This is a genomic window from Mycobacterium sp. RTGN5 (genome assembly GCF_033804465.1).
In the GTDB taxonomy this organism is placed as follows: domain Bacteria; phylum Actinomycetota; class Actinomycetes; order Mycobacteriales; family Mycobacteriaceae; genus Mycobacterium.
This window is the reverse complement of the sequence record NZ_JAPZLA010000003.1, coordinates 529590-543682: the sequence shown is the minus strand read 5'-3', so window position 1 is coordinate 543682 and position 14093 is coordinate 529590. Positions and strand designations below refer to the sequence as shown.

General features: G+C 63.6%; 16 protein-coding genes. 6 read left to right on the top strand and 10 right to left on the bottom strand.

The features are described 5' to 3' along the window. Window positions 1-60: 60 nt before the first annotated feature. From SLQ31_RS19620 to SLQ31_RS19605, 4 genes are all read left to right on the top strand, one after another. Window positions 61-1080 (top strand): dihydrodipicolinate reductase, encoded by a 1020-nt coding sequence (locus tag SLQ31_RS19620; RefSeq protein WP_319435663.1) that lies wholly within the window; start codon window positions 61-63, stop codon window positions 1078-1080. Between the two features lie 82 nt (window positions 1081-1162). Further along, window positions 1163-1747: an SDR family oxidoreductase gene (locus tag SLQ31_RS19615; RefSeq protein WP_319435662.1), complete on the top strand. Its 585-nt coding sequence runs from the start codon at window positions 1163-1165 to the stop codon at window positions 1745-1747. Then, window positions 1744-2502: an SDR family NAD(P)-dependent oxidoreductase gene (locus SLQ31_RS19610; protein WP_319435661.1), complete on the top strand. Its 759-nt coding sequence runs from the start codon at window positions 1744-1746 to the stop codon at window positions 2500-2502. The genes SLQ31_RS19615 and SLQ31_RS19610 overlap by 4 nt, the downstream gene beginning before the upstream one ends. A gap of 9 nt (window positions 2503-2511) precedes the next feature. Continuing rightward, the gene (locus tag SLQ31_RS19605) at window positions 2512-3399 is read left to right on the top strand and encodes an LLM class F420-dependent oxidoreductase (RefSeq protein WP_319435660.1); all 888 of its coding nucleotides are present in this window, start codon (window positions 2512-2514) and stop codon (window positions 3397-3399) included. On the opposite strand, the gene SLQ31_RS19600 is transcribed toward SLQ31_RS19605, so the two are convergent. Next, window positions 3396-3962, bottom strand: coding sequence for a nuclear transport factor 2 family protein (locus SLQ31_RS19600; RefSeq protein ID WP_319435659.1), 567 nt, complete (start codon window positions 3960-3962; stop codon window positions 3396-3398). The genes SLQ31_RS19605 and SLQ31_RS19600 overlap by 4 nt on opposite strands. 111 nt (window positions 3963-4073) lie before the next feature. On the opposite strand from SLQ31_RS19600, the gene SLQ31_RS19595 reads away from it, so the two are divergent. Together SLQ31_RS19595 and SLQ31_RS19590 are read left to right on the top strand one after the other, a co-directional pair. Beyond that, window positions 4074-5270: an amidohydrolase family protein gene (locus SLQ31_RS19595; protein WP_319435658.1), complete on the top strand. Its 1197-nt coding sequence runs from the start codon at window positions 4074-4076 to the stop codon at window positions 5268-5270. A gap of 140 nt (window positions 5271-5410) precedes the next feature. Next, entirely contained in the window at window positions 5411-5905 is a 495-nt protein-coding gene (locus tag SLQ31_RS19590) for a MaoC family dehydratase (protein WP_319435657.1), read from the top strand. Window positions 5906-6166: 261 nt separating this feature from the next. Here SLQ31_RS19590 and SLQ31_RS19585 read toward each other — a convergent pair whose 3' ends face one another. From SLQ31_RS19585 to SLQ31_RS19545, 9 genes are all read right to left on the bottom strand, one after another. Then, a complete protein-coding gene (locus SLQ31_RS19585; RefSeq protein ID WP_319435656.1) occupies window positions 6167-6946 on the bottom strand; it encodes an SDR family oxidoreductase in 780 nt (259 codons plus the stop codon). A 93-nt stretch (window positions 6947-7039) separates the two neighbouring features. Continuing rightward, window positions 7040-7858 carry a mycofactocin-coupled SDR family oxidoreductase gene (locus SLQ31_RS19580; protein WP_319435655.1) on the bottom strand — a complete coding sequence of 273 codons (819 nt, stop codon included), beginning with the start codon at window positions 7856-7858 and terminating at the stop codon, window positions 7040-7042. A gap of 278 nt (window positions 7859-8136) precedes the next feature. After that, on the bottom strand, window positions 8137-8772 hold the full coding sequence (locus SLQ31_RS19575; protein WP_319435832.1) for a TetR/AcrR family transcriptional regulator: 636 nt from the start codon (window positions 8770-8772) through the stop codon (window positions 8137-8139). 402 nt (window positions 8773-9174) lie between these two features. Beyond that, complete coding sequence (locus SLQ31_RS19570) at window positions 9175-10347, bottom strand: lipid-transfer protein (protein ID WP_319435654.1); 1173 nt, start codon at window positions 10345-10347, stop codon at window positions 9175-9177. Continuing rightward, window positions 10344-10790: a MaoC family dehydratase gene (locus SLQ31_RS19565; RefSeq protein ID WP_319435653.1), complete on the bottom strand. Its 447-nt coding sequence runs from the start codon at window positions 10788-10790 to the stop codon at window positions 10344-10346. The genes SLQ31_RS19570 and SLQ31_RS19565 overlap by 4 nt, the downstream gene beginning before the upstream one ends. Beyond that, window positions 10787-11911 (bottom strand): acyl-CoA dehydrogenase family protein, encoded by a 1125-nt coding sequence (locus tag SLQ31_RS19560; RefSeq protein WP_319435652.1) that lies wholly within the window; start codon window positions 11909-11911, stop codon window positions 10787-10789. The genes SLQ31_RS19565 and SLQ31_RS19560 overlap by 4 nt, the downstream gene beginning before the upstream one ends. A 25-nt stretch (window positions 11912-11936) precedes the next feature. Beyond that, entirely contained in the window at window positions 11937-12335 is a 399-nt protein-coding gene (locus tag SLQ31_RS19555; protein ID WP_319435651.1) for a Zn-ribbon domain-containing OB-fold protein, read from the bottom strand. Then, window positions 12335-12883 (bottom strand): MaoC family dehydratase N-terminal domain-containing protein, encoded by a 549-nt coding sequence (locus SLQ31_RS19550; RefSeq protein ID WP_319435650.1) that lies wholly within the window; start codon window positions 12881-12883, stop codon window positions 12335-12337. Before SLQ31_RS19550 ends, SLQ31_RS19555 begins: the two co-directional genes overlap by 1 nt. Then, entirely contained in the window at window positions 12880-14091 is a 1212-nt protein-coding gene (locus tag SLQ31_RS19545; protein ID WP_319435649.1) for an acyl-CoA dehydrogenase family protein, read from the bottom strand. The genes SLQ31_RS19550 and SLQ31_RS19545 overlap by 4 nt, the downstream gene beginning before the upstream one ends. Window positions 14092-14093: the final 2 nt, after the last annotated feature.

Genomic DNA, 14093 nt, shown 5'->3' with positions numbered 1-14093 from the left:
GCAAACACAGAGTAGATCAACTCAATGACATTGAGCGTTGTACATTGCGGCACTGGCAATATGGGCAAGATTGCTCTCAGTCGGTTGATCGGCCATCCAGACCTCGAGCTCGTCGGTCACTACGTCTGGTCGCCTGAGAAGGTCGGTGTCGACTCCGGAACTCTGTGTGGCGAGGCGACCACCGGGATCATCACCACCAACGACTGGGACGACCTGCTCGACCTGAACGCCGACTGCCTGCTGTATTTCGGCGACTCGATCGGCCGCGAGGACCAGTCAGTCCGCGAAGCGATTCCGTTCCTGCAGCGCGGCACGAATGTCATCTCCTTCTCCGCCTTCGCGTTAGCGCACCCCGCCACGGCACCGCCCAATCTGCGCAACCCGATCGAAGCAGCCTGTCGCGCCGGCCAGTCATCGATGTACTTCACCGGCATCGATCCTGGTTGGGCCACAACCGACTTGGCGATCGCCGCGCTGGCCCCCGCCGATCGTGTGGATTGCGTCCGAGTGCTCGAACTCGGGTGGTGGGGGGATTACACCGCGGAGTTCGTCTGCCGCGAATACTTCGGATTCGGTAAGCCGCCCGGCTTCCAGCCGATCCTGATGACCGCAGGCTTTCTCCAGAGCATGTGGGAGCCAACGCTGAATCAGATCGCCGAAGTACTCGGCGTTGACATCGAGAGCTGGGAGACGTCCTATGAGACGGACTGCCTGGATCACGACATCGAAACCGGTTTCGGGACAGTTGATGCCGGTACCGCCGCGGTCGTTCGGTTCGAACTGCGCGCCATGGCAGATGGACGTCCGATCGCTGTCGTCGAACATGTCGACGCGGTAGGACGGGGCGCGGGGACACAATGGAAAGCGCCTTTCGGCCCATATGACCTGTGCCACCGCATCGAAATCGAAGGCGATCCGAGTTTCACCGTCGAGGTCGGCTACGTGGGGGGCAGCGGGGCAGGCGTCATGCCGGTGCTCAACGCCGTTCCAGCGGTGTGCGCCGCGCGGCCTGGCCTTCTGGGGCCTCTCGACGTGCCACGGTACTGGGCTCGCAATGCACGCGGGTCGAGTAACCGGTGATGGAACCCGCGCGAACACGCCGGAACGCGGTCATCGGTAGCGTCGTCGCACTGAACCCGCGCCCGCAGTGACGATCGCAGTGGTGGGAGCGCCCACCGGTCTGGGCGGGTTCCTGGCTGCTGGCCTCGGGGCCGAGCCGCTTGGTTTCGGCGCTGCATTGCCGCAAGGACTGCACGGCGCTGTCCTGGTGGTCGGCTCCGACCCCGCACCGGCACCGGAGCCGTTGTCTGCGATGACCGGCGCCGCCTGGAACGAGTCAGCGCCGAATGTCATCTGGCAGTCAGTGATCGCGCTGCAGCGATCCCGCGCGGCGTTGTTGCCCGACGGCGGCCGCATCGTCGTGGTAACCCCCACCGTGGGGCTTACAGGCGCGAGCACGCTGGTCGCCTACACCACCGCATGCGAAGGAGTTCGAGCGCTTGCGAAGTCCGCGGCCCGCCAGTGGGCGCGGGAGGCCATCAGCGTGAACCTGCTCGCCGTGCCGCTCGAGCTCGTTGCACCAGGTCTTGCCGGACTCGACTCGCATCTCACCCCGGCAGCGATAGGTGAGCGGCCGGCACTGCTGGACACAGTGTTGCGGTCCGCGGAGTTCTTACTCGGTTCCGCCGCCGACACCCTGACCGGCATCACGATAATCGCCGATGGCGGCGCGGTGATGGCGCCGTGACCCTCGATGCGCAGACAGTCCTGATCACCGGCGCCGGTGCCGGTGTGGGGCGTGGTATTGCCCTGGCGGTGGCGACCGCCGGCGCCGACGTCATCGTCGCCGCCCGCGGCGACAGCGGCCAGCAAGTGGTCGACGAGATCCGCGCCCGCGGCGCCCGCGCCTGGTGGGCGCGCTGCGATGTCACCGACCTCGACTCCGTGACCCAGGCGATCGCCCTGGCGCTCAACGCCACAGGGAGGTTGGACGCGGTGATTCACAACGCCACGAGCAACCGGTCCAGCAGCCCCCACCAACTCTGCGATGTCGACGAGGCGCTCTGGGAGGACCATGTATCGGTCTCGCTGCGCGGCGCGTACCACTGCGCGCATGCGGCGTTTGACGCCCTGAGCGACGGCGGCGGCACGCTGGTTGTCATGACCTCACCAGCGGGCATCGAGGGCAGTGCGACGTTGCCGCTGTACGCGACCGTGAAGGGCGCGCTGCGCGGGTTCGCGAAGAGCCTGGCCCGCGAGTGGGCACCCGCAGGCATCACGGTCAACGCTGTGTCCCCGCTGGCCTACTCACCGGCGATGACCAACGGCATCAAAGCCGACCCGGCGATGGAAGACCGCCTGGCCAAGCGGGTTCCGATGGGTCGGGTCGGGGACCCCGAGACCGACGTCGGGGCCGCTGTGGCACTGCTCATCGACCCCGCGGCCCGCTTCATCACCGGGCAAACGATCGGGATCGATGGGGGCCATTTCACGAGCGTCTGAGGAGGAGAGATGCAGATCGGCCTGGTCCTGCCCCACACAGGGTCGTCAGCAACGCCGTCCTTCGTGCGGGACTTTGCCCAAACTGCCGAAGCAGCAGGCATCGACGGGCTGTGGGCGGTCGACCATCTAGTGCTGCCCCACCATGCCGAGTCGCTCTACGTCCTGGGCCGCAAACCGGGGCCCGTTCGCGACGGTTCGCTGTCTGAAACCTTGTCGCCAAACTACGAGATGATCACGACGCTTGCCTGGATAGCGGCTCACACCAACACAATTGGTTTGGGGACCTCCGTGGCCGTGCTCCCTATCCGCAACGCAGTGGCCAATGCGCGTCAGCTCGCCACCCTCGACCTACTCTGCGGCGGGCGGCTGACCTACGGCATCGGTATCGGATGGTTGCGCGAGGAAGCCGAGGCGATGGGGATGCCCTGGGACCAGCGTGCCCAGCGCAGTGAGGAACACATCGCGTTGATGCGGACGCTGTGGTGCGCGCCGGGGCCTCTTGTCGAGTTCCGCGGCCGCTATCACGACCTTCCGCCGATGGACCCGCAACCGCAGCCGGTTCAACGACCGATACCGATCCTGATTGGTGGCCACTCCGATGCCGCCCTGAAACGGGCCGCCCGAATCGGCGACGGGTGGATCGCGGCCCCGATGTCGCCCGAGCGCCTCGCTGAGCGGCGCAGGCTGCTCTACGCCTACGCCGAGGACCGAGGCCGCAGCACCGACGACTTACGCATCGTGGCATCCGTACGTCCACAGCCGGGATCCTCGCTGGCCGACCTCATGGACACCTATCGCCAGGCGGGTGTCGACCACCTGCAGGTGCTGCTACCAACGACGGACCCCACGCAGGCCCTGACCGACATCGGTCGTGTCGCCGAGGCCCGCGACGGTTAAGGATTGGCTGACAGCTGACCGGGCTGTCCTGCGTCCCCGTTATCCCAGAATGCCTGCCAACTCGGCATCCGGTGCGGCATAAGTTCGCGCAGAACGACATTCGACGGCCAGCGCACAAACTCGGGCCCAGGCCGCTCGGTGATATCGACCGAATACCAGGGATGTTCGCGCCGCTGCACGAAATACCAGGCGCCGTCACGGCGCTCGTAGACATCGTCATAGCGCATGGTGATGACGTACCAACCATGGCCGTCCTCGTGCTCGGCACGGCAGTACACCGAACCGGTGGCGTGGTCAGCGTCGAGGAAGTCGATCTGGTGCCCACATACCAGATGGATGCTCCGGTAAAAGCGCCTCAGTGCGAGGTCATACCAATCGCGCAGCGCAGCGCGCCCCTGGCCGTGGCGGCCCGCTTTGACGTCGTCGACGAAGAGTCCGACCAGTGCGTCGACGTCCCGGATATCCAGTGCCATTGCGTATCTGCTCGGTAGCTGGCCAATCGCCTGCAGGGATTCGATCCGCTCAAGACGGGCCGACAAGGCCGCGGTTTCAGGACTGCCCATACCCGCAGTCTAGCCTCCGGCCAGCCGGAGTGATAACGTCATTCTCATAACGGGGAATAGTCGATCTCGCTATCCCCAACGCAGTCAGAAAGTGAGAGAGGACCTACCGACATGTCGCCGCGTTCCCTGGGCTTCCCCGTCTTCGATGCCGACAACCACATGTACGAGACCCGCGACGCCCTCACGAAGTACCTGCCACCGGAACACCGAGGCAAAGTTGGTTACGTGGAAGTTGGTGGCCGGCCGAAGCTCGTCATCAAGGACCGCATCAGCCACATGATTCCCAACCCGACCTTCGAGCGGGTTGCACGACCCGGCAGTGCCGAAGACTACTTTCTGGGTAAGAACCCTGAAGGCAAGTCTTTTCGCGAATTCATCGGCCCAGCAATGGATGTCGACCCCGCATATCAGTCGCCGGCGCCGCGACTTGCCTTGATGAACGAGCAGGGCATCGACCGCGCCGTGATGTATCCGACACTCGCCAGCTTGCTCGAGGAACGCACCACCGACGACGTTCATCTGACCCACGCGGTGATACACGCTCTCAACGAGTGGATGTACGAACACTGGACCTTCGACTATGAGGGCCGCATCTTCGCGACCCCGGTGATCACCTTGGCCGTCGTCGAGGATGCCATCCAGGAACTGCATTGGTGCCTTGAGCGGGGCATGAAGACCTTCCTGATCCGGCCCGCGCCCGTCCCCAGCATTGCTGGTGGATCGCGATCGATGGGCCTGCCCGAGTTCGACCCGTTCTGGCAGGCCGTTGTCGACGCGGGAGTGCCGGTAACGATTCACGCCTCCGACAGCGGGTATCAGGCCCACCTGGAAGCCTGGGAAGGCGGCGACGAATATCTGTCGTTCGGCAAGCCGAGCTCGTTGCGTGAAGTGGTCATGGGCCACCGTGCGATCGAGGACACCCTGGCAGCCATGATCTGTCACGGCGCACTGTCTCGGTTCCCCGACCTGAAGGTAGCGACAGTCGAGAATGGCAGCTCCTGGGTGGCGCCCCTCCTTGAAACCCTGGGCAAGGCCTACGGAGTCATGCCGCAAGTGTTCGACGAGGATCCAGTGGCCGTCTTCAAGCGCAATATCTGGGTCCACCCGTTCCTGGAGGACGACGCTTACGGAATTATCGACATCATGGGCCCCGACCATGTGCTGTTCGGGTCGGACTTTCCTCATCCGGAAGGCGTCGGCGACCCGATCAGCTACGTCGACCGCCTGGACCGTCTGTCCGAAGAGGACAAGGCAAAAGTCATGGGCGGCAACCTCGCCGGCTTGCTGGGGGTCGATGTCAACGCCTGATGGCGTGTTCTCGACTCTCGGCTCAGGCCGGCCGCAGATTCCACGGCATTTCGATGGAAGCCGTTTTCGCATGCGATCGCCGATCGGATGCGAAAAGGCACGCGGTCCTTCAGACCAAGTTCCCCGACCCAAAGGGAGTCATGTCCAATAGCACCGCGTCTCCCACCATTTACGCCGGCATCGGCGGGTTCGCTGCCGCACTTGGAAATCACCTCGGCTACAGCGACTGGCACACAGTCACTCAGCAACAGATCAACGAATTCGCCGAGGCCACTGGCGATCGCCAGTGGATCCACGTCGATACCGAGAAGGCTGCCAGCGGTCCGTACGGCCGCACCATCGCACACGGCTATCTGACGCTGTCACTGGTCCCATTGCTGGCCAAGCAGATTTACCAAGTGTCCGGGCTGTCTATGGGAGTCAACTACGGCCTGGACAAATTGCGCTTCCCTGCGCCCGTTCCGGTTGACTCGCGAATACGGGCCGGTGCGGAGCTTGTTGCCGTGGAAGTGTCGGGCAACCGTGGCCGTGCCACGGTGAGGTTCACCGTTGAGGTTGAGGGCGGCGACCGACCAGCCTGCGTCCTTGACAGCGTGGCGCTCATGGTCGGCGAGGAACCGCCGCCACCCGAATGAGGCATCGGCCAAGGGAGTGGGCCAGGCCCTAGCGTAACCGCCAGCTGATACGTAGCCAATGTTCGTCAACAGCAAGAGAAAGCCGCCCCGGTCGAGACCGGGTCGGCTTTCTCTTGATCGGGGTCGGTCGGTGACCGGCGGCTATCCATACGGAGCCCGAGACCTTCGTCCAACTGGCGTCGCGGCACGTCGCTGATTCGTACACGCGTAGCCGCTCGAGTCATTCGATCACGCTGCGCCGCAGGCGACCTCGGCTAGTGCTTATCGCGCCGCATCGATGAAGCTCCCGCCGTCGGCCATATAGGAATAGCCCGTGAAGTAGCGCCCGTCCTCGCTCGCGAGGAAAGCGACGATAGGGGCGATGTCTGCATAGGGCTGACCCATGGGAATGGGGGCGGGACCCATGCGGCTAATGTCGACCGTCCCGGCCTCGTAATGTTCCATCACCCCTTCGGTGATGGCCGCGGGGCAGACGGTATTCACCGTGATGCCAAACTGCCCCCATTCACGTGCGGCGACGCGTGAAGCCGCGCGCAGGGCCTCCTTGGCCATCGCATATGGCAAGTAGTTCGCCATGCCTGACACGCCGGACCCGGACCCCATGTTGATGATGCGGCCCCCTGCCTGTTTCAGGTAGGGCAGGCAGACCTGCATCGCGATGACGGAACTGATCGGTCCCGATGACATCTGGTCATCAATCTGGGTGAGGCTCGTTTTGTCGAACGGCGCACAGGTTGAGGCACTGGATGTGTTGTGGGCGTTGTTGACCAGAATGTCGATCGTGCCGAACGCGTCGATCACTTTGGCGATGGCGGCGGGTATCGCGTCGTAATCGTTCATGTCACATTGAACGGCGATCAGGTCCGGACTACCCGGAGCGATCGACGCCAGGGCCTCCTCGAGAGGACCAGCCGAGCGCGAGAGCAGCGCCACCCTGGCACCCTCCTCATACAAGCGCCGAGCGACCTCCCGCCCGATCCCGCGCCCCGCGCCCGTCACGATCGCGACCTTTCCAGCCAGCCGTTCCGCAGCCAATGCCATTCAATTCCCTCTCGTTAATGAGAACAATAATTCTCAAAGTTACGTTCTGACGTCCGCTCGCCTGCTTCGGCGCGTTCCAGCTAGTGCCTGGTGTCAGCGGTTCATGGTGCCCAAGTCCATCGGCAGCTGGGAGCCAGTCGTAAAACGGCCGGCTTCTGAGACGAGGTAGTGAACGAGCTCAGAGACGGCTTCGGGTTCCACGAAGTAGTACGGCAGCGAGTTCATGAAGATCGGGCCGAGCGTTTCCGGGACGGCCATGATTCGTTCGATCACGTCGGTGGCCGTCATCATCGGTGTGTTCACGCCATGAGGATGAATCGTGTTGACGCGGATGTCGTACTCACCAAGCTCATTGGCCAACGTACGACACAAACCAACGACTCCGTGTTTGGCGGCAACGTAATGCCCGGAGAACGGCAATCCCTTGAGCCCACCCACCGAGCTGGTCAGGACGATGGACCCGCCGTCCCCTTGAGCGATCATCGTCGGGATCGCCGCTCGCACCGTATGCCAAACACCGGTCAGACAGACGCCAATGACGTCGCTCCACTGCTCTGGCGACAGCTCCCACGTCCGCCCCCCACTCAAGATGCCCGCGTTGGCCAGCACGATGTCGATGCGACCGAAGGCGTCGAGGCCGGCCGCAACGCACGCTTCCACATCGGCGAGGCTGCGGACGTCACCGACGGTGGCCACCAACTCTGAGCCCGCCTGCTCGACAAGCTTTTTGGTCTCCTCGAGCTCTTCTGTGGTGGCCATCCCGTAGGTGAGCGTGTCGAAGTCCTGGCATCGATCCATGCCGAAAATTCGCACGCCTTCACGAGCGAGGCGCAGCGCGTGGCTGCGGCCCTGGCCGCGAGCGACACCGGTGATAAAGGCAACCTTGCCCTCCATCGAACGCTGCTGGCTCATCGTTGTCTTACCTTTCACTTGTCACGCGGCATGAGGCCTGTGTCAGATTTTCAGTTCTCAATAATGGATTTCCATATTCTCAACTACGAAGGTAACACCGCGATAGTCAACATCGAGGATTATCGGCTGGTTGCCCTACCACTCACACCCGAATAGCAGTGCAACTCCGGTTGCGCACACCTGCGAGCGGAGATTTCACTCTCACCTTGGCGACCCGGCACTGGCCGTGGTGCCGCACTTCACCGCCGGGACTCGTTGTGGCTCAATCATTTTGTCGACTACGCAGACCCGCTAGTTGGTTCGCCATCTGCCAACGTCCGCCGAAGCCGCGTATGTCCACCACCGAGCCCGCGAACCAGGTGTGCACGCACGAACTCCGAGGCGACGTTGGGGTTGCTCATGTCCAGACTCGACGACGGCGTATTGAACAGGGAGATCAATATTCGCGCACACCATTCTCCGGCGGCTTGAACGTCAACATCCTTGCGAACCTCGCCGGTCAACTTGGCGGCCGCGATGTACGGAGCAAGAAACTGGGTGCATTCGAGAAGGAGGACCGCGGCATCCCGCGTCAGCATCACGCTGACCTCATCGGCATCGAAGTACCGCTCGGGCTCAACGATTTGTCGGGCGTGAGTCACGGTTGCTGCTGCCCGGCTTAACTTCTCTTCGAGTGAACTTCCGCCGGCCATCGACTTGGCCAGCTCAGAATAAAAGCGTTGGGACGTGTGTTCCGCAGTCGCTTCGACGATCGCGGCCTTGTCGCGGAAATACTCATAGAACGTACTCCGCGACACTCCAGCCGCCCGTGCAATGTGGACGATCGTCGTCTTGCGCATCCCGTGGTGACGGAAGCAGGCGAGTGCCGCCTCGACGATAACGTCGTGGGTATCAGTCACGGTCGCGTCGGCCATCACGAAATGAAGGTGACCGTGGGCGGCGAAGCGGCGCACGGCGATCCGAATGAGGCAGTGACATCAGCAAGTCGGGGCGGCTTAGGCGCCCGACGTGAGGACCGAAAGCGAGACCGTTCACGGATCCTCACGGCGGGCCGCAAACGTGTGCGGGACGACGCAATCTGGAGCACCGCGATCTCAGGCGACTGGGCGATGTCGTTGGCGCGTCCCGATCGCGTTGAGTGCTCGGCCACCGCGTCGAACCGCTTCGCGAACATGGCCCCAACGATATCGTCGGACGCCGGCGTCGTGCGCGCCACCGCGCCGACGTTCACGCTCATGGTCCCCCCTCTCCGATCACGAGCGCGTCACCCCAGGCAGACGTCGCGTGGGGCAGTTCGGTCCCACTGGGGCACGACATCAGTCCGACGGCGCGAGAATCAGTGCGCTGGTAGGCACTCCAGTTCCGGACGTGACGAGGACATGTTCGACATCGCTGACCTGGTTAGACGAGGTGCCGCGCACCTGGCGGACACCTTCGATGATGCCGTTCATGCCATGGATGTAGGCCTCGCCGAGCAGGCCGCCATTGGTATTGATTGGCAGCGTTCCGCCGAGCGACAGATTGTCGATCGTCGCGAAGTGCTTGGCTTCGCCGCGACCACAGAAGCCTAGTTCCTCAAGTTGGGCGAACACGAAGGGCGTGAAGTGGTCGTAAAGGAACGCGGTCTGGATGTCGGCGGGCTTGAGTCCAGAGTCGCGCCATAGCTTTCGGGCGACCACCCCCATCTCCGGTAGACCGGTGATGTCGTCTCGGTAATAGCTCGTCATCGCCTCGCCGTCGTATGCAGCGCCCTGCGCTGCGGCGGTAATCACCGCCGGCGGCTGCCTGAGGTCGCGGGCCCGCTCGGCACTGGTGACCACCAGGGCGACGCCGCCATCGCTTTCCTGGCAGCAATCGAGGAGCCTCAACACCGGCTCGACGACCCAACGGGAGTTCTGGTGATCCTCGAGGGTGATCGGACGCTCGTAGAACCAGGCGTTGGGATTTCGGGCCGCGTGCGCGCGGTCGACGACGGAAATCGTCCCGAAGTCGGCGTTGGTGACGCCGTAGGTCGACATGTAACGCTGGGCGTGAAGCGCCACCCACGCCGCGGGTGTGTTCAGCCCGAACGGCGCGTACGGCGCCAACCACAGCGGGAGACCTGCCGATGTGCGCCCCGAGCCGCCGCCGAACCGGAAGCCGGAGCGCTCGTTGAACGCGCGGTAGCAGACCACCACGTCGGCCATGCCCGTCGCGACGGCCATGGCGGCCTGCATGATGGTGCCTGCCGCCGCCCCGCCGCCGTGGGGCACCCGCGTGAAGAATGTGAGATTCGGGATTCCGAGGTTGCGCGCGACCGCAATCTCCTCGTTCTCATCGACGGTGAATGTGACTAGTCCGTCTACATCGCTCGGCTTGAGCCCAGCGTCGTCGATGGCAGCCTTCACCGCCTCGCACGCTAGCTGCAGCTCGCTACGGCCCGACTCCTTGGAGAATTCGGTCTGGCCGATGCCCGCGATTGCGGCGATACCACCAAGCGAGCGGGTCATCCGCCGACTCCGTCGAGAAAGCTCAGTACCGCGGTGCCGACGACGTGGTCACCCAGGCTGTTGGTGCCCTTGAATGTGATATCGACCAAACCCTCGCCGTCCGCGTGGGACTTGCCGGTGACTGTTCCGGTGAAGCGCATCGGATCGTTGGGGTGCGACGGGACGCCGAGGCGGATCGACAGGTTCTTGATCATCGCCTCGGGTCCGGCCCAGTCCGTGAGGAAACGCGTGCACAGCCCATTAGTGGTCAGGATGTTCATGAAGATGTCTTGCGAGCCTTGTTTGACAGCGAAGTCGCGATCGTGGTGCACCGGCATGTAATCACGCGAGGCGATGGCGCCGCCGACGATCACGGTTGCAGTCACGGGGATCTCCAGCGGGGTCAGGTCGTCACCCACGTCGATTGCGCTCCACGCCAGGGTGGTGCGGTTGGTGGTGGTCATCGTGCGCCTTCCAGATAGTCGCTGCCGAGCTCGGCCAGTTGCGCCGTCGCCGGACCAAGCGCGAGCTCGTTGTGCTTGGACCACAGGAAGTACCGCGAGAGCGGATAGGTGATGTCGATGCCCATTCCCCCGTGGACCTGCTGTGCCGATGCGACAACACGGGCCCCGGCCTCGGACGCCCAAAACTTCGCGATGCGGGCCTCCCGCGCGAAGGGCCGCCCCTGTGCGTGCAGCCACGCCGCGTGCCAGGTGGTCCATCGGATCGACTCGACGTCGATGAACGCGTCCGCCAAGCGTTGCTGAACAGCCTGGAACGTCCCGATCGGCCGGCCGAATTGCTCACGCACCGTGGTGTATTCGGCCGCCATGCCCAACGCACGTTCGGTGACGCCGAGCTGGATCGCACACAACCCGATCAGGGCACGGGCCTGCAGCGCACGAACCGCGTCCGCAGCGTCGTTACCTTCTGCGAGCCGGCCGTCGGCAGACACGACGGCACCATCGATGGTCACATCGGCATGGGGCTCGAAGTTCGTCGTCGAGACAGGCTGCGCCTTGACCCCGTTCGCACTCGCGTCGAGCAGGAACAGCCCCACTGCACCGTCTTCCGTGGCTGCCGGGATCAGAATCGTGTCGGCGAGCTGCGCCGCCGGAACCAACTCCTTGATCCCGTCGAGTCTCCAGCCGGTGCCGTCGCGTCGCGCTGTCGTGGTCGGTCTGGCTGGGTCGCTGCGCCCCGGCTCCAATAGACCCGCGGTCAGTATCCGGGTTCCTGCCACGACGCCCGGCAGATAGTGCTGCTGCTGAGCGTCCGTTCCGTAGCGAGCGATAGAGTCGGCACCCAGCAGCAGCGTGGCATATGCCGGCACGGGGGCGACGCTCCGACCCACCTCGGCCAACAGCACACAGAGCTCGATGAAGCTTGAGCCGCTCCCGCCCACTGATTCGGGTAACGCAATCCCGAGTAGGTCGGCGTCGGCCAATTCCTTCCACAATTCGGCGTCGTAGCGGTGTTCGCCCGCTTCGAGTTCGGTGAGGCGCTCCGGTGTGGCTCGGTGATCGAAGAGCTGGCGCGCTACCTTGGCGATCGTTTCTTGTTCTTCGGTGAAGTTGAAGTCCATGCGTCCTGGTTTCGTGGGACCAGCGTTAGCCGGCGGGGCGGAATTGGTGAAGGACGAGTCCGTCGTCGAAGGTGGTGTAGAAGGCCTCCACCGGCATTCCGACGCGGACATCGCCTGGCGCGACGTCGCACAGGTTGGATACCAACCGCACACCTTCGGCAAGTTCCACCAGCGCGACGATGTACGGATACTCCAAATTCGGGAGCTGAGGATATGTAGGCATCACAAAGCTGTAAATCGTTCCACGGCCGGATGATTCGATGGTGTCCCAGTCCAGCGACGTGCAAGCATGGCACATCGGCCGAGGCGGATTACGCAGCGTGCCGCATCCAGCACAGCGCTGGATCAGCAGCTTGTGTTCTTGGAGCCCAGCCCAGAAGAACTCCGTATCCCGACTGGTCGGGGGCGCAGGTCTGGTGGCCATCAGGTGTTCGGCCTGAATCGTAGGAGCCTGAACCGCTGCCGCCCGAGGACTTCTCCGTGCTGATCGACGTAGGTGCTGACCCACGTAACGAAGTGGCCAGTCCCCAGTGCCGTCCGCTTCTCATCGGAAATGTCCTCGATCACCGTCGTCGAGGTGATGACGTCGCCAACCCGCGGGTAGCGCTCGATCTCGAACTCTGAGTTCGTGGCCACCGATCCTGTGAAGCCTGCTTCGTCGATGAATGACAAAGGGTTGGCGGTAATTTCGATGGGGATCCCGCGCCGCTCTAGAATTCCGGATATTTTTGGCTGCGGCATCGTCCAGGTCTGCAGCATGACCGGTGGGGACACAATGCCGCCGAAGCGCGACTTGGCCGCGAACTCGGGGTCCAGGTACACCGGATTCATGTCCTCCAACGCGTACGCCCAATGCCGAATCATGGCCTCATTGACTGGATCCGACGCGACGGACGGCTTCCCGTTACCAGTCGGCTTCCCGATCACGGATTTCAGCTTCTCGCTGAACTCAACCTTCGGATCGTCGGTCATTTCGCACCAGCTCCTGCCGTTGTCGTAGTAGGCCGAAGGTCGCGAGGTGCCCGCGGCATGCCCAACCCGGCCATGGCGATGATGTCTCGTTGCACTTCGTTGGCACCGCCGCCGAAGGTATTGATCACCGCCAGCCGGTAGGCAGATTCGAGTTGACCCCGAAGCGGTGCCTCCTCGCCCCGCCGAGAACCGTTGCGGTTCAGCACCTCGAGTAGCTCACGCGCCACTTGCTGTGTCAGCTCGGTGCCAAAGACCTTTGCCGAGGACGCCTCGGCCATATTGAGCGCACCGCCGTTGCTCATCGCGGCGTTGACACGAAGGTTCAAGAGTTTGTAAGCGGCCACCTGAGCCTCGACCCGGGCCAACGTCAATTGCACCCACGGTTGGTCGATGACCCTACCGCCGTCGAGATCCGTTGTGGTAGCCCACTCAAGCGTCTTGTCGAACAGCGGCTCGAGCGCCCCGAGGTTTCCCAGCGTCGCGCGTTCGAGGTTCAGCTGGGCAGTGATGAGATTCCACCCTTGGTTCTCACCAAGCACGACTGCACTGGCCGGCACGCGCACGTTGTCATAGAACGTGTAGTAGGTAGAGACACCAGGCATGGTATGCAACGGTTGCCAGGAGAAGCCGGGCAGGGACGTCGGCACGATGAACAGGGTGATCCCTTTGTGCTTGCTAACGGTGGGATCCGTGCGCGCCGCGAGCCAAACATAGTCGGCGAATTCCGCGCCGCTGGTGAACATCTTCTGACCGTTGATGACGTACTCGTCCCCGTCGCGCACGGCCGTCGTGCGCAGGGCCGCAAGATCACTGCCGGCGGAAGGCTCGGAGTAGCCGATGGCGATCTCCACGGTGCCTTCGAGGATCGCGGGGAGGAACCGCTGCTTCTGCTCGTCGGTGCCGAAACGCATCAGCGTCGGACCAACCGTATTGAGGGTGATCATCGGGAACGGCGCCTTCACCCGCCGAGCCTCTTCGATGAAAATGAACTGCTCCATCGCCGAGAATCCGCGTCCCCCATACTCTTTCGGCCACCCAAGGCCGAGCAGGTTCTCGGCGCCCAGTGCGCGTACGCATTCCTTGATCGCTGGGCCGCCCTCCATGAGGTTGCTTACCGCAGCGCGGCGCTCGGGGGTCATCACCCGTTCCAACGTTTCGCGGAGCTCGGCGCGCAGTTGGTTCTGTTCGGGTGTGTAATCGAAATCCATGG